Annotated in this window: 14 protein-coding genes and 2 tRNA genes; 13 read left to right on the plus strand and 3 right to left on the minus strand. The window is 64.1% G+C overall.

From position 1 onward, the window contains the following. Nucleotides 1-569 precede the first annotated feature (569 nt). The 10 genes from dnaN to AC1DKQ_RS05855 all read left to right on the plus strand — a co-directional run bounded on the left by dnaN (nucleotide 570) and on the right by AC1DKQ_RS05855 (nucleotide 10,944). Nucleotides 570-1,694, plus strand: a complete 1,125-nt coding sequence (gene dnaN, locus AC1DKQ_RS05810; RefSeq protein ID WP_091560743.1) for a DNA polymerase III subunit beta — start codon at nucleotides 570-572, stop codon at nucleotides 1,692-1,694. Nucleotides 1,695-1,793: 99 nt separating this feature from the next. Beyond that, entirely contained in the window at nucleotides 1,794-2,678 is an 885-nt protein-coding gene (gene gnd / locus AC1DKQ_RS05815; protein ID WP_476883080.1) for a phosphogluconate dehydrogenase (NAD(+)-dependent, decarboxylating), read from the plus strand. 45 nt (nucleotides 2,679-2,723) lie between these two features. Next, nucleotides 2,724-3,971 (plus strand): DNA replication/repair protein RecF, encoded by a 1,248-nt coding sequence (recF, locus tag AC1DKQ_RS05820; RefSeq protein ID WP_476883081.1) that lies wholly within the window; start codon nucleotides 2,724-2,726, stop codon nucleotides 3,969-3,971. Beyond that, the gene (locus tag AC1DKQ_RS05825) at nucleotides 3,968-4,531 is read left to right on the plus strand and encodes a DciA family protein (RefSeq protein WP_476883082.1); all 564 of its coding nucleotides are present in this window, start codon (nucleotides 3,968-3,970) and stop codon (nucleotides 4,529-4,531) included. The genes recF and AC1DKQ_RS05825 overlap by 4 nt, the downstream gene beginning before the upstream one ends. Nucleotides 4,532-4,944: 413 nt before the next feature. Further along, nucleotides 4,945-7,044, plus strand: coding sequence for a DNA topoisomerase (ATP-hydrolyzing) subunit B (gene gyrB / locus AC1DKQ_RS05830; RefSeq protein WP_476883083.1), 2,100 nt, complete (start codon nucleotides 4,945-4,947; stop codon nucleotides 7,042-7,044). 59 nt (nucleotides 7,045-7,103) lie between these two features. Next, nucleotides 7,104-9,839, plus strand: a complete 2,736-nt coding sequence (gene gyrA / locus AC1DKQ_RS05835; protein ID WP_476883084.1) for a DNA gyrase subunit A — start codon at nucleotides 7,104-7,106, stop codon at nucleotides 9,837-9,839. After that, nucleotides 9,836-10,438, plus strand: a complete 603-nt coding sequence (locus tag AC1DKQ_RS05840) for a DUF3566 domain-containing protein (RefSeq protein ID WP_476883085.1) — start codon at nucleotides 9,836-9,838, stop codon at nucleotides 10,436-10,438. The genes gyrA and AC1DKQ_RS05840 overlap by 4 nt, the downstream gene beginning before the upstream one ends. A 98-nt stretch (nucleotides 10,439-10,536) precedes the next feature. Beyond that, nucleotides 10,537-10,610: transfer RNA gene (locus AC1DKQ_RS05845), tRNA-Ile, on the plus strand. Nucleotides 10,611-10,679: 69 nt separating this feature from the next. Next, on the plus strand, nucleotides 10,680-10,796 hold the full coding sequence (locus AC1DKQ_RS05850; RefSeq protein ID WP_216699097.1) for a DLW-39 family protein: 117 nt from the start codon (nucleotides 10,680-10,682) through the stop codon (nucleotides 10,794-10,796). 72 nt (nucleotides 10,797-10,868) lie between these two features. Then, nucleotides 10,869-10,944, plus strand: a tRNA-Ala gene (locus AC1DKQ_RS05855). A 60-nt stretch (nucleotides 10,945-11,004) separates the two neighbouring features. Here the strand turns inward: AC1DKQ_RS05855 and AC1DKQ_RS05860 are convergent. Beyond that, the gene (locus tag AC1DKQ_RS05860; protein ID WP_476918440.1) at nucleotides 11,005-11,373 is read right to left on the minus strand and encodes a cupin domain-containing protein; all 369 of its coding nucleotides are present in this window, start codon (nucleotides 11,371-11,373) and stop codon (nucleotides 11,005-11,007) included. Between the two features lie 131 nt (nucleotides 11,374-11,504). On the opposite strand from AC1DKQ_RS05860, the gene AC1DKQ_RS05865 reads away from it, so the two are divergent. Continuing rightward, nucleotides 11,505-12,449, plus strand: a complete 945-nt coding sequence (locus tag AC1DKQ_RS05865) for a DMT family transporter (RefSeq protein WP_476883087.1) — start codon at nucleotides 11,505-11,507, stop codon at nucleotides 12,447-12,449. Nucleotides 12,450-12,504: 55 nt separating this feature from the next. Here the strand turns inward: AC1DKQ_RS05865 and AC1DKQ_RS05870 are convergent, their stop codons facing one another. Next, entirely contained in the window at nucleotides 12,505-13,377 is an 873-nt protein-coding gene (locus AC1DKQ_RS05870; protein WP_476883088.1) for a glycosyltransferase family 2 protein, read from the minus strand. Nucleotides 13,378-13,590: 213 nt separating this feature from the next. Further along, nucleotides 13,591-14,574 (minus strand): hypothetical protein, encoded by a 984-nt coding sequence (locus AC1DKQ_RS05875; protein ID WP_476883089.1) that lies wholly within the window; start codon nucleotides 14,572-14,574, stop codon nucleotides 13,591-13,593. A gap of 155 nt (nucleotides 14,575-14,729) precedes the next feature. On the opposite strand from AC1DKQ_RS05875, the gene AC1DKQ_RS05880 reads away from it, so the two are divergent. Together AC1DKQ_RS05880 and AC1DKQ_RS05885 are read left to right on the plus strand one after the other, a co-directional pair. Beyond that, the gene (locus AC1DKQ_RS05880) at nucleotides 14,730-15,275 is read left to right on the plus strand and encodes a peptidylprolyl isomerase (protein ID WP_476883090.1); all 546 of its coding nucleotides are present in this window, start codon (nucleotides 14,730-14,732) and stop codon (nucleotides 15,273-15,275) included. Between the two features lie 9 nt (nucleotides 15,276-15,284). After that, nucleotides 15,285-16,154: a rhomboid family intramembrane serine protease gene (locus tag AC1DKQ_RS05885; RefSeq protein ID WP_476883091.1), complete on the plus strand. Its 870-nt coding sequence runs from the start codon at nucleotides 15,285-15,287 to the stop codon at nucleotides 16,152-16,154. Nucleotides 16,155-17,132: the final 978 nt, after the last annotated feature.

Here is a 17,132-nt window from a genome sequence, read left to right on the forward strand (position 1 = left end):
TCTTACCTTATTAACAGGGCCCTGTGGACAACCCTGTGGATACTTAAGGGGACAACCGCGGTTAATGGGCTTAAAACCCTTAAGGCGCCTGTGGATCAGCGAACCGGCCAAAAAACTTGTCCCCATCCACACCCTGTTTAAAACCTGCTCCACCCACAGTCCATGAACAGGGCATCACCGCGGATTCGCACGGCAGGATCGAGTTATCCACAGTTTCCACAGCAGTTATTAACACTACTAATCCCAAGAAAATGAAATTCCCTCAAACAACAATCTCCTTCCCACTTCCGAGCAGTGCCCAGGCCCGTTCCGGACCGGCACAGCAGACCGGCCCCGCGAACAACACTGATGTAACCCGGGGATGGGAGAAACGCTCACCTTGGGGCTAAGCTGTCTCCAGTGCGTCCGTCCTGGACATCTTTTGTGGTTCCCTGCGGGCCATGAGGCCCGGGGAGGGCGGACGATTCCCTTGTTGACGGAGTTCGGCGTCCCTGCCGAGGTCCGCGGCAGCTTGAGAAGTCTCAGCGATTTTCAGCACTAACAGCAGCAATGAAAGGCGGCACCCTTCCGTGAAGTTCAGAGTCGAACGGGACGTCCTGGCAGAAGCCGTGACATGGACCGCCCGGTCGTTGTCTCCGCGGCCGCCTGTTCCCGTACTTTCAGGCCTGCTCCTGAAAGCTGAAGCCGGTACCGTCAGCCTCTCGAGCTTCGATTACGAGACCTCCGCGAGGCTCGAAATCCCTGCTGACATCAGCACCGAAGGCACCATCCTGGTTTCGGGCCGCCTGCTCGCGGACATCTGCCGCAGCCTGCCGTCCGCCCCGGTCGAGGTCGAAACCGACGGCAACAAAGTGACACTCACATGCCGCCGAAGCAGCTTCCACCTGGCCACCATGCCCGAGGCTGAATACCCGCCGCTGCCGGCCCTGCCCACCATCAGCGGCACCGTTCCCGGCGATTCGTTCGCCCAGGCGGTGTCCCAGGTGATCATCGCTGCCAGCAAGGACGACACCCTGCCGATCCTGACCGGCGTGCGGATGGAAATCGAGGACGACCTCATCACCCTCCTGGCCACCGACCGCTACCGCCTGGCAATGCGGGAAGTCCCTTGGAAGCCTGTGACTCCCGGCATTTCCACGAGCGCTCTGGTCAAGGCCAAGACCCTTAACGAAGTGGCAAAAACTCTGGGCAGCAGCGGCGACATCAACATCGCCCTCGCCGATGACGACAGCCGGCTGATCGGATTCGAGAGCGGCGGCAGGACTACCACCTCGCTCCTGGTAGATGGCGACTACCCCAAGATCCGTTCGCTTTTCCCGGACTCCACCCCCATCCATGCCACCGTGCAGACCCAAGAGCTGGTCGAAGCCGTCCGCCGCGTCTCGCTCGTGGCCGAACGCAACACCCCTGTCCGGCTCGCCTTCACCCAGGGCCAGCTGCACTTGGACGCGGGCACCGGCGAGGACGCCCAGGCCTCCGAGGAACTCGAAGCCCAGTTGTCCGGCGAGGACATCACTGTGGCCTTCAACCCGCATTACCTGATCGAGGGCCTGAGCGTCATCGAAACCAAGTTCGTGCGGTTCTCCTTCACTACCGCACCCAAGCCGGCCATGATCACAGCGCAGCAGGACGCCGAGGGCGAGGACCAGGGCGACTACCGCTACCTCGTCATGCCCGTCCGGCTGCCCAACTAGCTGACAGTTGGGGCCGTTCTGACCCCTCAAAACGGCCCAACTGTGAGTCAGTTGAGTGACGTCACCACGAAGCACCCAGCGCAGAAAAGAGTTCATCCCGTGCACATCGGACTAATCGGCCTTGGCAAAATGGGCTTCAACATGCGCGAACGCCTGCGCAACGGCGGGATCGAGGTCACCGGCCTTGACCGCAACCCGGACATCACCGACGTCGCCTCTGTGGACGAACTCATCGCCGCCGTTCCGGCGCCGCGGCTCATCTGGGTCATGGTCCCCTCGGGCGACATCACCGATGCCGTCATCGCTGAACTCGGCGCCAAGCTCGACGCCGGCGACCTCGTGATCGACGGCGGCAACTCCCGGTTCACCGAAGACCAGAAACACGGCGCGGCGCTGGCCGAAAAGGGAATCAGCTTTGCGGACTGCGGAGTCTCCGGCGGCGTCTGGGGTCTTAAGAACGGCTATGGCCTCATGGCAGGCGGCGACGCCGCGGACATCGAACGGGCCCTCCCCGTCTTCGACGCGCTCCGTCCCGCCGGCGAACGCGCCGACAGCTTCGTGCACGTCGGCGGCATCGGTGCCGGCCACTACGCCAAGATGGTACACAACGGGATCGAATACGGCCTGATGCAGGCCTACGCGGAAGGCTACGAGCTCCTGGCCGCGAAGGACATCGTCGCCGATCTTCCCGGGACGTTTCGGGCGTGGCAAAAGGGCACCGTTGTGCGCTCCTGGCTCCTGGACCTCATGGTCAAGGCACTGGATGAGGACCCCGGACTGGAATCGATTTCGGACTACGTCGAGGATTCGGGCGAGGGCCGCTGGACCGTCGAGGAAGCGATCGCCAATGCCGTGCCGGCTCCGGCAATCACGGCTGCGCTGTTCGCCAGGTTCTCCTCCCGCGAGGACAACTCGCCGGCCATGAAGATGGTGTCCGCGCTGCGCCACCAGTTTGGCGGCCACGCGACCCGGCCCGCCAAGTAATCCTGCCCGGACAATTTATCTTGCCTGCGAAGTCCTGAATCCCGCGTGTACCTAGAAAAACTCTCGCTCACAGATTTCCGCAGCTACGCGCAGGTCGATCTCAGCCTCGAGCCTGGAGTCACCGTCCTGGTGGGCTCCAACGGGATCGGCAAGACCAACCTGATGGAAGCGATCGGGTATCTTGCCACGCTCAACTCGCACCGCGTCAGCACGGACGGGCCGCTGCTGCGCTTTGGCACCGAGCGGGCGATGATCCGGGCCAAGCTGGTTCGCGGCGATCAGGCCACCGTGCTCGAACTGGAAATCAACGCCTCCAGGGCCAACCGTGGGCGCATCAACCGGAGCAACCCGGTCCGTGCCCGGGACCTGCTTGGCATCTGCCAGACGGTGCTCTTCGCTCCGGAGGACCTGGCGCTGGTCAAGGGCGATCCGTCAAACCGCCGCCGGTTCCTGGATGAACTGCTGGTCAGCCTCATCCCGCGCCACGCCGCGACCAGGAGTGACTATGACCGGGTGCTGAAGCAACGGAACGCGCTGCTCAAATCTGGGCGGACCGGGAAATTCACTGCCGGCCATGAGGCGACGCTCGACGTCTGGGACCAGCACATGGCCCGGGCCGGAGCCGAACTGCTGCACGCGCGCTTGGAGCTTGTGGAGCGCCTGCAACCACACCTGAAAAATGCCTACGCGGAGCTGACCGACGGCTCCAAGGAGGCCGCTGCCGTGTACCGTTCCACGCTGCAGGACACTTTGGACGACGACGGCGCTGCGGCCAGTTCTGGGGCCAGACCTGCGGACGGCGCCGCCACGGAGGCCGGTGTCGTCACCGACGCGGCTGCCGCGCCGGCGGCGGAGGATCTGCGCCTGCTCTCCGTCGAGCAGCTCACCGACCGCTACATCCAGGCCTTTGCCGCATCCCGCCGCAAGGAACTGGAACGGGGCATCTCCCTGGTCGGGCCGCACCGCGACGAGCTTGAGCTGGTGCTGGGATCCGCCCCTGCCAAGGGCTATGCCTCGCACGGGGAAACCTGGTCCATGTGCCTGTCACTGCGCCTGGCCTCCTACTACGTCATGCTCGACGACGCCCGCACCGGGGGGTCGCCTCCGATCCTGATCCTGGACGACGTATTTGCCGAACTTGACGTCCAGCGGCGGCGTAAACTGGCGGCAATAGTATCCGGCGCCGAGCAGGTGCTGGTCACTGCCGCCGTCGAGGCCGATATCCCGGCGGAACTGACCGGCCGGCGGGTGAAGGTCATCCCGGGAGGAATCGATGAGCAGGAAAATCGATGAATAAGGATACCGACGGCGGCCTCCAACCGGGCCGCGACCCCGACGAGATCGACGCCGCGCAGGCCGCACTGAACAGGATGCGCGACGCCGCCGCTGCCCGCGGCGAAATCCGGCGCAAGGCTCCGCCGCGCCCCGGCGCCGCCGCGACAAAACCCGGCCGCACGGCGCGGGGAACCCGCGGATTCTCCCAGTTTCATGGCACCGGCCGGGATCCGCTGGGCCTGGGAAAGGTTGTGGGACGCCTCGTGGCCGAACGCGGCTGGAGCTCGCCGGTGGCCGTCGGCTCCGTCATGGCGCAGTGGGCCGTGCTGGTCGGTCCGGAGATCTCGGCACACTGCACCCCTGAGAGTTTCACGGACACCACCTTGCATGTGCGCACCGATTCCACGGCGTGGGCGACCCAGCTTCGGCTGCTCAGCAGCAGCCTACTGGAGAAATTCCGCACCGACCTGGGTGACGGTGTTGTCACCAGCATCCAGGTGCTCGGACCCGCCGCGCCGAGCTGGCGCAAGGGCCTCCGGACGGTCAACGGCCGCGGGCCCCGCGACACGTACGGTTAACCCTGGCCGCAGAGGCGCGCACCGGATCTGAAGCACTTCTTGCAAAAAACCTTGAAAAATCCGCAAGCGGCGTGTAGGGCGCTCGAACGCCCCGGAGTCGTATAGGCACCCTAGGGCTGGACCCCGAAACCCTTGCAGGGGGAGCCAGCGGCCTCCCAGCGGCACTTTCCTGCCCGTTTGGCGCCCTGGAATGCGGGTTTGGGTCCTATAACACGATAGAATCGGTGGAGATAACTGGGCGCCGGTGAAGCGTTGACTGAGTCCGTTTCCGACGCAATTTCAGCGTGCGGTGGACGGAATCCCAAGTCAGCGGAACACCCGGCGTCGTCAGTGACGTGCCTGTTGGCAGGAGCCTTTTCCACGGAAGAGGCAACGGCCGGCCTTCAACGAACATAGAGGAGTCGAAAGCGCCTGTGGCTAACGACAATGCAGAGATCCCGGCAGTGGAAGACGTAGCGGAAGCGGTAGGGCAAGTGGCGGCGGCAGCGCCGTCGTCGGGGACCGCGACATCGCGCGAATACGGCGCCAGCGACATCACCGTACTTGAAGGCCTGGAAGCTGTCCGGAAACGTCCCGGCATGTACATCGGCTCCACCGGACCCCGTGGTTTGCACCACCTGGTCTACGAGGTGGTGGATAACTCGGTGGATGAGGCCCTGGCCGGGTACTGCACGCACATCGAAATCGTGCTGCAGGCCGACGGCGGCGTGAAGGTGGTCGACAACGGCCGCGGCATCCCCGTGGACATGCACCCCACCGAGCACAAGCCCACCGTGGAAGTCGTCATGACGATCCTGCACGCCGGCGGCAAGTTCGGCGGCGGCGGCTATGCCGTCTCCGGCGGCCTCCACGGCGTCGGCATTTCGGTGGTCAACGCCCTCTCCAGCCGCGTCGACACCGAGGTCCGCCGCCAGGGACACGTCTGGCGGATGTCCTTCGCCGACGGTGGCAAGCCCCAAGGCGGCCTGGTCCAGGGCGAGGAAACCACCGAGACCGGCACCACGCAGACGTTCTACCCGGATGCCACCATCTTCGAGAGCACCTACTTCGACTTTGAAACACTGCGTGCCCGCTTCCAGCAGATGGCCTTCCTTAACAAGGGACTGCGCATCACGCTGACCGACGAGCGCCGTGCTCCGGAGGAACCGTCCGAGGACGACGACCTGGACTTGGACACTGTCCCCACTGAAGGCGAAATCCCCGCGGAATTCCACACCGTGGTCTACCAGTACGACGACGGGCTGCTGGACTACGTCAAGCACCTGAACTCCGGCAAGAAGGTTGATGTAGTCCACGAGGACGTCATCGCCTTCGAGACCGAGGACACGGAACGGCACATCGCCCTGGAAATGGCGATGCAGTGGACCAACGCGTACTCCGAGAGCGTCCACACGTATGCCAACACGATCAACACGCACGAAGGCGGCACCCACGAAGAGGGCTTCCGCGCCGCGATGACCTCGCTCATCAACCGCTACGCGCGGGAGAAAAGCATCATCAAGGAAAAGGACGACAACCTCACCGGCGACGATATCCGCGAGGGCCTGACGGCAGTCATTTCCGTCAAGCTGGCCGAGCCGCAGTTCGAAGGCCAGACCAAGACCAAGCTCGGCAACTCCGAGGTCAAGGGCTTCGTCCAGCGCGTTGTCACCGACGGCCTCGGCGACTGGCTGGAACGCAACCCCGGCCCCGCCCGCGATGTCATCCGGAAGGCCATTTCGGCGGCCCAGGCCCGCATGGCCGCGCGGAAGGCCCGCGACAACGCCCGCCGCAAGAGCCCGCTGGAATCCTTCGGCATGCCGGGCAAGCTCTCGGATTGCTCCTCGAAAGATCCGGCCAAGTGCGAGGTCTACATCGTGGAGGGCGACTCCGCCGGCGGTTCCGCCAAGCGCGGGCGCAACCCGGAGACCCAGGCCATCCTGCCGCTGCGCGGCAAGATCCTGAACGTGGAACGGGCACGGCTGGACAAGGCCCTCGGCAATGCCGAGGTCCAGTCCATGATCACGGCCTTCGGCACGGGAATTGGCGAAGACTTTGACATCGCCAAGCTCCGCTATCACAAGATCGTCCTGATGGCCGATGCCGACGTGGACGGCCAGCACATCACGACGCTGCTGATGACGCTGCTGTTCCGCTACATGCGGCCGCTGATTGAAAACGGCTACGTCTACCTCGCGCAGCCGCCGCTGTACCGGATCAAGTGGTCCAACGCCGCGCACGACTACGTCTACAGCGACCGCGAACGGGACGCCAAGCTGCTCTCCGGCCAGGCCGCCGGCCGCCGTATTCCGAAGGACAACGGGATCCAGCGCTACAAGGGCCTCGGCGAGATGGACTACACAGAGCTTTGGGACACCACCATGGACCCGGACCACCGCACCCTCCTGCAGGTCACCATGGACGATGCCCTCGCCGCGGACCAGACCTTCTCCACCCTGATGGGCGAGGACGTCGAATCCCGCAGAAACTTCATTCAGCAGAACGCCAAGGACGTTCGGTTCCTCGATATCTAGCGGCCAACAGCCCTGAATATTCCCGGACTGATATATACCTGAAACGGAAAATATAGACTATGAGTGACGAAACACCCGAGGTCCCGGCCGGCTCGGCCGCTGGCGAGCCCGTACTTGAAGGCACTGTCCTGGACAGCGATGTGCTGACGGACCGTGTGGAACAGGTGGATCTGCAGACGGAAATGCAGCGCTCCTACCTCGACTACGCCATGGCCGTGATCGTCGGCCGCGCCCTCCCGGATGTCCGGGACGGACTCAAGCCCGTCCACCGCCGCGTGCTGTACGCCATGTTCGACGGCGGCTACCGCCCCGAGCGTTCCTTCAACAAGTGCGCCCGTGTGGTGGGCGAGGTCATGGGCCAGTACCACCCGCACGGCGACACGGCCATCTACGATGCGCTGGTCCGCCTGATCCAGGACTGGACCATGCGCTACCCGTTGGCGCTCGGGCAGGGAAACTTCGGCTCGCCCGGCAACGACGGCGCAGCCGCCCCGAGGTACACCGAAACCAAGATGGCTCCGCTGGCCATGGAAATGGTGCGGGACATCGACGAGGAAACCGTCGATTTCCAAGACAACTACGACGGCAAGAACCAGGAACCCACCATCCTGCCGGCGCGGTTTCCCAACCTCCTGGTCAACGGCTCTTCGGGTATCGCGGTCGGCATGGCCACCAACATCCCGCCGCACAACCTCCGTGAAGTCGCCGACGGCGTGCAGTGGTACCTGTCCAACCCGACAGCCAGCCGCGAGGAACTGCTCGAAGAGCTGCTCCTGCGCATCAAGGGCCCCGACTTCCCGACCGGCGCCACGATCCTGGGCCACAAGGGTATCGAGGATGCCTACCGCACCGGCCGCGGCTCCATCACCATGCGCGCAGTGGTCAGCGTCGAGGAACTCCAGGGACGCACATGCCTGGTGGTCACCGAACTGCCGTACCAGGCCAACCCGGACAACCTGGCCATCAAGATCGCCGAACTGGTCAGGGACGGCAAGATCTCCGGCATCGCCGACCTCCGCGATGAGACCTCGGGCCGCACGGGCCAGCGCCTGGTCATTGTGCTCAAGCGTGACGCCGTGGCCAAGGTGGTGCTGAACAACCTCTACAAGCACACCCAGCTGCAGGACAACTTCGCCGCCAACATGCTCGCCATCGTTGACGGGGTGCCGCGCACGCTCAGCCTCGACGCGTTCATCCGGCACTGGGTCACGCACCAGATGGACGTCATTGCCCGCCGCACCCGGTACCGGCTGCGGAAGGCGGAACAGGAAGCGCACATCCTGAGGGCCCTTCTCAAGGCGCTGGATGCGCTCGATGAGGTCATCGCCCTGATCCGTGCGTCCACCACCACGCAGGCCGCGCGCGACGGGCTGATGGAACTGCTCGCCATCGACGAGCTGCAGGCCACGGCCATCCTGGACATGCAGCTGCGCCGGCTCGCCGCCCTGGAGCGCCAGAAGATCCAGGACCGCCATGCCGAACTCGAGGCCCTGATCGCCGAGTACAACTCGATCCTGGCCTCCGAAGAGCGCCAGCGGGAGATCATCAGCGCGGAACTGGCCGAAATCGTGGCCAAGCACGGCGACGACCGCCGCACCAAGGTGCTCATGGGCTTCGACGGCGACATGTCGATGGAGGACCTGATCCCCGAAGAGGAAATGGTGGTCACCATTACCCGCGGCGGCTACGTCAAGCGCACCCGCAGCGACAACTACCGCTCCCAGCAGCGCGGCGGCAAGGGCATCAAGGGCGCCCAGCTGCGCGGGGACGACGTCGTGGAGCACTTCTTCGTCACCACCACGCACCACTGGCTGCTGTTCTTCACCAACCTGGGCCGGGTCTACCGGGCGAAGGCCTACGAGCTCGCCGAAGCCGGACGCGACGCCAAGGGTCAGCACGTGGCCAACCTGTTGGCCTTCCAGCCGGATGAGCACATCGCCCAAGTGCTGGACCTTCGCGACTATCAGCACGCCCCGTACCTGGTACTTGCCACCAAGCGCGGCCTGGTCAAGAAGACCCGTCTGGAAGATTACGACACCAACCGGTCCGCCGGCGTGATCGCGATCAACCTGCGGGACGGCGACGAGCTCGTCTCGGCCCAGCTGGTCTCCGAAACCGACGACCTCATGCTCGTCTCCCGCAAGGGACAGTCCGTCCGCTTCACCGCGACGGACGATGCGCTGCGCCCGATGGGCCGCGCCACCTCCGGTGTGACCGGCATGAAGTTCCGCGAAGACGACGAACTGCTCGCGGCCGACGTCGTCAAGGACGGCTCATACGTCTTCATCGTCACCGAGGGCGGCTTCGCCAAGCGGACGGCAGTGGAGGAATACCGGCTCCAGGGCCGCGGCGGCCTCGGCATCAAGGTCGGCAAGTACCAGGAGGAGCGCGGGCACCTAGTCGGTGCCCTGATCGTCCAAGAAGAGGATGAAGTCCTGGTGGTCATGGAGGGCGGCAAGGTAGTCCGCTCCTCGGTCACCGGCGTGCCGGCCAAGGGCCGCGACACCATGGGTGTGATCTTTGCCAAGCCGGATAAGAACGACCGCATCATCGCCGTTGCACGCAACAGTGAACGCGGGCTGGAAAGCGAGGAACCAGCCGAAGGCGACAACACAGGTGAAGATACAAGTGACGACGCCGAAAATCGGGCTTCCGCGCCGGATGACGTAACGTTGGCTGAAAATGGCGGATTGCATGACAACTCCGCAACGGCAGAATCAGTACCGGCCCCGGAGTCAGATGAGTCATCAGGCAATGCCGAGCTGGACGAAGACAACACCGGAGGTAACGAGTGAGTAATTCCGACTCATATCCCAAGCCCAGCAGCGGCGTGCGGCAACCCGCAGCCGCACCGCGCGTAGGGGGAGCCCCCTCGCGTCCGCAGCAGCGCCCTGGCGTGTCCGGCGCGGCCGCAGGAACGGGACAGCGTCCACCCGCACCCGGACAGCGCCCAACGGTCCCGGGACAGCGCCCAGCCCAGTCCGGCGGGCAGGGCACAGCCGGGCTGATCAAGCCGGCTCCCAAGGCCAAGGTGCGCCGTGCCAGGCTCCTGGTCAGCAAGGTGGACCCCTGGTCCGTGCTGAAGATGGCCTTCCTGCTCTCCGTGGCGCTGGGAATCGTCACGGTCGTGGCGGCCATCGTGCTTTGGACCGTTTTGGATCTGACTGGGATCTTTGACCAGGTGGACAGCCTGCTAGGGACCCTCGCCGGTTCCGAAGGCGGCGGCTTTGAATTGAAGAAGGTGGCGTCGCTCGGGCAGGTGGCCTCGTTCGCGACCATCATCGCCGTGATCAACGTGGTGCTGCTGACGGCCCTGTCGATGCTTTCGGCGGTGCTGTACAACATTGCGGCGACGCTCGTGGGCGGTATCGGCGTGACCCTCACGGACGACTAAATCCCGCACTTTTCCGCGGAATACCGCGGGAAAAAGCCTCGATTTGAGATCGGGCCGGGATGTGCTGTACAGTCATATCTCGGCCCGATGAGGCATCGGGGCGTATAGCTCAGGCGGTTAGAGCGCTTCGCTGATAACGAAGAGGTCCCAGGTTCAAGTCCTGGTACGCCCACGGAACCAGTACTGGTTCTGATAGAGGTTAGTGAAGGTTCGTCGATGACTGAACCGGAACGGAGTGCATGTGAAGAAGTTGCTGGTTATCGCAGCCACGGTCGCAGGCGTTCTCCTCTACAGGAAAGTGCAGGAATCCGAAGCCCGGAAAGTGATCTGGAGCAATTCAACCGATACGGTTGACTAGCCCGGAAACTGGGAATGGACGCTGGAAATCAGCTCGCCGGACCTAGGGTATGATTGTCGGGTTGCTTCTTATGGGGGCATGGCGCAATTGGTAGCGCACCTGCTTTGCAAGCAGGGGGTTCGGGGTTCGAGTCCCCGTGCCTCCACCATAGGAAAAGCCCTGGACCGCGGAAACGCGGTCCGGGGCTTTTTTCATGCCCTTTTCGCAATCACTCCTCCGGTTTGGCGTAATCAGCCATGCCTTGCCAGTCGATGAACACATAAGGCTCGTCGCCGAGTACCCAGGCATCATGCCCCGGCGGGATGACGCCGAAGTCGCCGGGGCCGAATTCGAGTTCTTCGCCGTCATCCATGACGACTTTGATGCGTCCTGAAATCGTGTAGCCGATATGGCTGGCCATGCAGCTGTCAGTTTTGGCGATCGGCTTGACGTGATCTGACCATTTCCAGCCCGGGAGGAATGTGGCCCGTCCGACCGGGCCGGAGTCCAGGTTGACGAGGTCCACCCGGCCCATCCCCTGGGCAACAGGACGTGATTCTTCGGGATTGTCCAGGCTCTTGCGGATCATTGACGCCATGATGGTCTCCTTCTTCGATGATGGCGAGACCGGGATGTGAGACCGCGACTTAAGGGTGGCACTGGCGTATGTACCGGTCAAGGCGTAGCGGCTGTAAGGGACACGGAGGTCCGCCCCACTAGGGTTGGAACGTGAACTTCTTACTTGCAGCCGTGGGGGTACTCGGCGTGGCCTCGTCCGGGCCGCTCATTGCCGCCACGTTGGGCGCCACGTCGGTCAGTGCCCTGGCCATCGCTTTCTGGCGTAACGCCATCGGAGCAGTGGTGATGGCCGGTCCCGTTGTGGTCCGCAACCCCCGTCAGTTCGCACGGGTGACCGGAGCAGAGTTCCGCTGGTCGCTCGCCGCCGCGGTGGCCCTGGCCCTGCACTTCGCGTGCTTCATTACCTCCCTGCAGCTGACCTCAGTCGCGGCGGCGACGGCGCTGGTGTGTCTTCAGTCAGGCTGGATCGCGATCTTCCAACTCTTCCGGGGAGTCCGGCACCGCTGGCCGGTGTTGGTAGGGCTGGGGCTCGCCTTCGGCGGTGTCGTGGCGATCACCGGTTTTGATATGGGCACCTCACCCGGAGCTCTCGTAGGCGATCTCCTGGCCGTGGCAGGCGGCGCCCTCGCGGGCATCTACACGCTCGCCGGAGGCAAGGCGCGGCAGAGCCTGGGCACCGGGGTCTACACGACCCTGTGCTACGGCATGTGCGCCGCGATTGTGGCGGGGATGGCCCTGTTGGCTGGGCAGCCGCTGGCCGGGTTCGAAGCCACCGGTTGGCTGGGGATCCTCGCGATCACCGTGTGCGCACAGCTGGTGGGGCACACCGCGTTCAACTATCTGCTGGCAACCATGAGCCCGCTGCTGGTGTCCATGATTATCCTGCTGGAAATCCCCGGAGCGGCGCTTTTGGCTGCGGCCTTCCTGGGCGAGACGCTCCCGGCCGGGACCTATGCCGGACTGGCCATGATCCTGGTGGGGCTCGCCGTCGTGGTCCTTGGACAGCGCGGCTCACGCTCCGCCCGGAGCATGGCCGAGGGGCACACTGCAGAGGGGCCCGGTCCGGAGCGGCTGGCGGAGCTCGGCACGGACTAGGCCGGCTGGGCCGCGAATTTTTGGCGGCGCCTCGTGGCCGTGGTGGTGGGGCGGGCTATTGGCCGCCGCGGCGGGCTGGCTGGGGTGCGTTCACCGTGTGAATGGCGCGGAGCAATTTTGCCGGGAAATAGACCGAGAAGAAGACCACCATGGGTGCCTTCAGTGCCATCTTCTTGACGTTGTGGGCCTTGTAGGTTCGGTCAAAGCGCGTCACGTAGTAGCGGTAATCCCGCGGGGAGTCCTCGAGCCGCCGGGCCGACATGCCCGAGATCATCTGCGGCCAGTACTGGATCCGGAGTTCGTGGTCGGCCAGGTGCAGCGAAAGATCGATGTCCTCGTGCATCTCGTCCTGCTCGTCCAGGCAGGCTTCTGCACGGATGGTTTCCCAGGCCGAGCGGCGAAGCGCCATGTTGGAGCCGAAGAGAAAGTGATACTGGTGCTTGGCAAGTCTGAGCATTAGCTGACGCATTTTGTCGTCCGCCTTGAGCCCAAACCGGCGCATGGGCATGTCGTAGTAGACCACCGGCCCGGTCGCGGCGTGCACAGACTCGTCACCGAAGGCGTTCTGTACCTGCTCTACCCAATCCGGTTCCAGGACGGAATCGGCGTCGATCCGGCCGAGGATGTCGCCCGTGGCGTGGTCCAGGCCAAAATTACGGGTGGGGATAAGTCCCTGATCGCGGTTTTGGCTGAGCAGGACGATGGGACTCTCCGGGTACTCCAGCTGCATCTGCCGCACGATTTCCGCCGTGCGGTCCTTGGACAGGTTGTCCACCACAATGATTTCGTGGGCAGGCACAGACTGATATACCGCGGCGATCAGACACTGCCGGATGACACTTTCCTCGTTGTACGCCGGGATCACAATAGATACAGCCGGTGGCGGAGCAGTAAGCAAGGCATCCTGAGGTGATCTATGGGGTGACATCACCACAAATTTAGCATCTAGCCTGCACTTTGAAGGGAGACCGCGACGAGCCTCCACGCTCCGTGCAAAAGCAGCCGCGTGAAACCTATCGTTTAAAACAAAGGGAGGGATCCCGCCGTAGCGGAATCCCTCCCTGGGAAAATGCAGGACACCTGCCGGCTGCCGGGCGGCCCTTGGCAGGGTCGCGGCTCAGCCGGCCTGTGCCAGCCGGAGCTACTGGCCCGGCTTGTTTGCCCCGTTATTCAGGTTGGCCGCAATGTTGCGGACGGCCGTCTTGGCATCGGTGGCAACCTTGGCGGCAGTCTTCGCGGTGTCGTCGGCAGTGTCCTTGGCCGCTTCTGACGCCTTGTCCGCCGCGGCAGCTACGGAATCGGAAGCCTTGGCCGATGCCTCGGCGGCAGTGTCCGCTGCCGCAACAGCCGCGGAGCCTGCCTTGTCGGCGGCGTCCTTCAGCGTTTCGCTGGCAGGGGCGGCAGGGGCAGGCGTCACCGGCGTCGGTACCTTCCAGGGGTCCTCTACAGGCCGGGAAGCCTTCCAGGCTGCGGCACCGGCGGCGACTGCGGCAGCGATGATGCCGAAGATCAGCAGGCCGCGGTGCTTGGATTTCTGCTGCTTGGCGAGCTTCGCATTGGCCGTCTTGCTAGCTTCGGTGGCGGCCGCTTTGATGTTCTTTCCGGCCTTCTTGGCATGTCCCTTGGCAGTCTGGGCCTGTGCCTGGACGCCGTGGACCACGCCGGAATCTACAAGCTTCTGTGCGACGGCGTCCACGTGGGCCGGAGCGTTTTCCAGCGTGCGGTGGACGGCCACGGAAGCCTGTCCGATCTGGTCGGAAAGCCTGGGCAGGTACTCGACTACCACCCGGTCCCGTGCGTTGAGGATCACCGGTGCCGCCTTGTCTACAGCCTCGTGCAGTCGCGGAGTCGCGCTTTCCGCTGCGTCGTGGATCTTCGGCGCAAGCTGGGCCAAGCCATCCTGGAGGCGCGGGGTGACGGTGGCAACGCCGCCGGCCAGATTGTGGGCCGCCGACTTGAGCCCCTCCTGGATTTTGGGAGAGGCTGTATCCAGCCCATGCTGCAGGCGGGGAACAGCCCAGTTCACGGCAGCCTCAACCCGCGGTGCCGCCCAATCCTTGGCGCTGTCTACTCCGGTGCTGACTGACTGCTCCAGGTCACGGGCAATACGATCCGTTTTCTTCACAACTACCTCCCGATTAATGTGACGGTTCTGCTGTTAGCCTACGTGTCTAGGAACGCACCGGCTATTCTTCAGACCGATTTCCAGTGGATTTCACCCAGCGCGGAACTGACTGTGCGGCCCTACGTGGGCGGAGCCGTCATGGAAGAATAGGCCCCATGACTGCCAACGCAACCGCAAAAGCCACTATCCACACGAGCCTCGGCGACATCGTCGTCAACCTCTATGGCAACCACGCGCCGAAGACCGTCGACAACTTCGTCGGGCTGGCCACCGGTGAGAAGGCCTGGACCCATCCGGAAACGGGCGAGGACAAGACCGGCACGCCGCTCTACAACGGCACCATCTTCCACCGCATCATCAAGGACTTCATGATCCAGGCCGGAGATCCCCTGGGCCGCGGCACCGGTGGACCGGGCTACAAGTTCGACGATGAAATCCACCCGGAACTGACTTTCAACGAGCCGTACAAGCTGGCCATGGCCAACGCCGGGGTCCAGATGGGGCGCGGCACCAACGGTTCGCAGTTCTTCATCACCACCATCCCCACCGGCTGGCTGCAGGGCAAGCACAGCATCTTCGGTGAAGTTGCCGATGAGGACTCCAAGAAGGTCGTCGACGCGATCGAAGGCGTCCGCACCGGCATGGGCGACCGCCCTGTCGAGGACGTCACCATCAACAGCATTGATATCGAACAGCTCTAACCCCACACCATGAGCTACGGAGTTCCGGCGGCAGAGCCGTCCGCAGAGGTCCCGGTATGCCCCAGGCACCCGGACCGGCCCGCCTATGTGCGCTGCCAGCGGTGCGGGCGCCCTGCGTGCCCCGACTGCCAGCGGGCGGCCGCCGTCGGATTCCAATGCGTTGATTGTGTTAACGAAACCAAACGCACGACGCCGACAGCCCGGACCGTCTACGGCGGCGCCGTGACCGCCGGCAAACCCGTGGTCACTTACGTGATCATCGGGCTGTGCGCCCTTGTCTATGCACTGCAGTGGATAGTTCCCAACGACGGGATCTATCAGCAACTGGCGTACGCTCCCGCCCTGACCGACGTTGAACCGTGGCGGCTGCTCACCTCGGCGTTCCTGCACTCGCAGGGATTCCTGCTCCACATCGTCCTGAACATGTATACGTTGTGGATTTTCGGCCAGATCCTTGAGCCGCTCCTTGGCTATGCACGCTTCTTGGCCATCTACCTGCTCTCGGCCGTCGGCGGCTCGGTCGGGTTCCTCCTGCTGACCCCGGTGTACCCCGTGAATGGCCCCGTGGGTCTCGTGGGCGCCTCCGGCGCTATCTTCGGTTTGTTTGGCGCGCTGCTGGTGGTCCAGCGGCAGCGCGGCGGGGAAGTCCGCCAACTCATTGTCCTGATCGCCATCAACGGCGTCATCGGCTTCATGGTGCCCCAGATTGCCTGGCAGGCCCATCTCGGCGGCCTCGTCACCGGTGCCCTGAGCGCTGCAGTCATTGCCTATACCCCCCGCGGCCCCCGGCAGACCCTCCTGCAGGCCATCGGCCTTGCCGGGGTCCTTGCCCTTGTGATCGTCGTGTCCGTCGTCCGGATGGCCGGCGCCAGCGCCTAGTCCGCTCCTTAGCCTGCGCCTGCCGGTGTCCCGGCCCGATTTAGCAATCTAGTTTTTTGGTGTCCGCCCCGCCGTTCACTCTCCCCTTAGGTCCCCTCCTCGCTTCCCAGAGGTGGGGACCTAAGCGCGCGGTCCCGGGCCGAGCCCATCGCCGGCATTCATTCCCACGCCCGAATTCACAGGGGCGGCCCGAAAAGTTTTCCACAAGGGTTATCCACATTGTTAATAACTTACAACCGTGTAGTTCACGGTGGCCACCCGGGTCTGACCGCCCGGGCTGGCGATTTTGCCGTGGTCAAGTGCTGCGGCCGGCCTGATCTCCACACCTGTGGATAACTTCTGTGGGCTGCCCTGTGAGTAAGTGGACAACTTTGCTCCGCGAGCCCGCGCCTTCCGCCGGCCGGAACCCCGTCTTGCCCTGTCTTCGTCGCGGCAAGTGTCGCGGCGTCTACGTCGCACTGCCCCTGCTCCATGGCATGCCTGCTGCTGGCCGGATGGGAGCGCCACAGGGGCCGCCCATAGGTATGTACGGTCCTGGGACGGCCGCTGGGGACAGCCGCTGTGTGTTTCAACAGGGTTATTCACAGTGTTAATAACTTGATGGTTGGAGTCTCCGGGGGAACTAACCCGGCTCATGGCCCCACAGCGGGGTCGCGGCCCGCAATCTCTCCCTGTTATCCCCAGCTGTGGATAACTTGTGGGTAGCGGGGTGTTATTAAGTGGATAACTCATCCGTTGCCTTGCCGGCCCGGGCGGGCGGCTTCAGTCGGGGACCGGGCCGCCAAAGGAGGACGACGCAGCACCACGCGAGTTCTGCCTGGGCCCAGTTGATGGCCTGCCGTACTTCTCCACAGGCAATCCACACTGTTAATAACTTACAACCCTGTAATTCGACTCCCGCCGGGAATCTCACCATCCGCACGGGGCCCGGCTGTGGCCTTTAAGCCGAGCCGATACGCGCGAGGACCCGGGAACTTA

The organism is Arthrobacter sp. 05L421 (genome assembly GCF_056397785.1).

Excerpts from the sequence above, each read along its gene's own strand:
- AC1DKQ_RS05825 (WP_476883082.1), top strand. The coding sequence starts at position 3,968 with ATGAATAAGGATACCGACGGCGGCCTCCAACCGGGCCGCGACCCCGAC.
- gyrA (WP_476883084.1), top strand. The coding sequence starts at position 7,104 with ATGAGTGACGAAACACCCGAGGTCCCGGCCGGCTCGGCCGCTGGCGAG.
- AC1DKQ_RS05860 (WP_476918440.1), bottom strand. The coding sequence starts at position 11,373 with ATGGCGTCAATGATCCGCAAGAGCCTGGACAATCCCGAAGAATCACGT.
- AC1DKQ_RS05870 (WP_476883088.1), bottom strand. The coding sequence starts at position 13,377 with ATGTCACCCCATAGATCACCTCAGGATGCCTTGCTTACTGCTCCGCCA.
- AC1DKQ_RS05880 (WP_476883090.1), top strand. The coding sequence starts at position 14,730 with ATGACTGCCAACGCAACCGCAAAAGCCACTATCCACACGAGCCTCGGC.
- AC1DKQ_RS05885 (WP_476883091.1), top strand. The coding sequence starts at position 15,285 with ATGAGCTACGGAGTTCCGGCGGCAGAGCCGTCCGCAGAGGTCCCGGTA.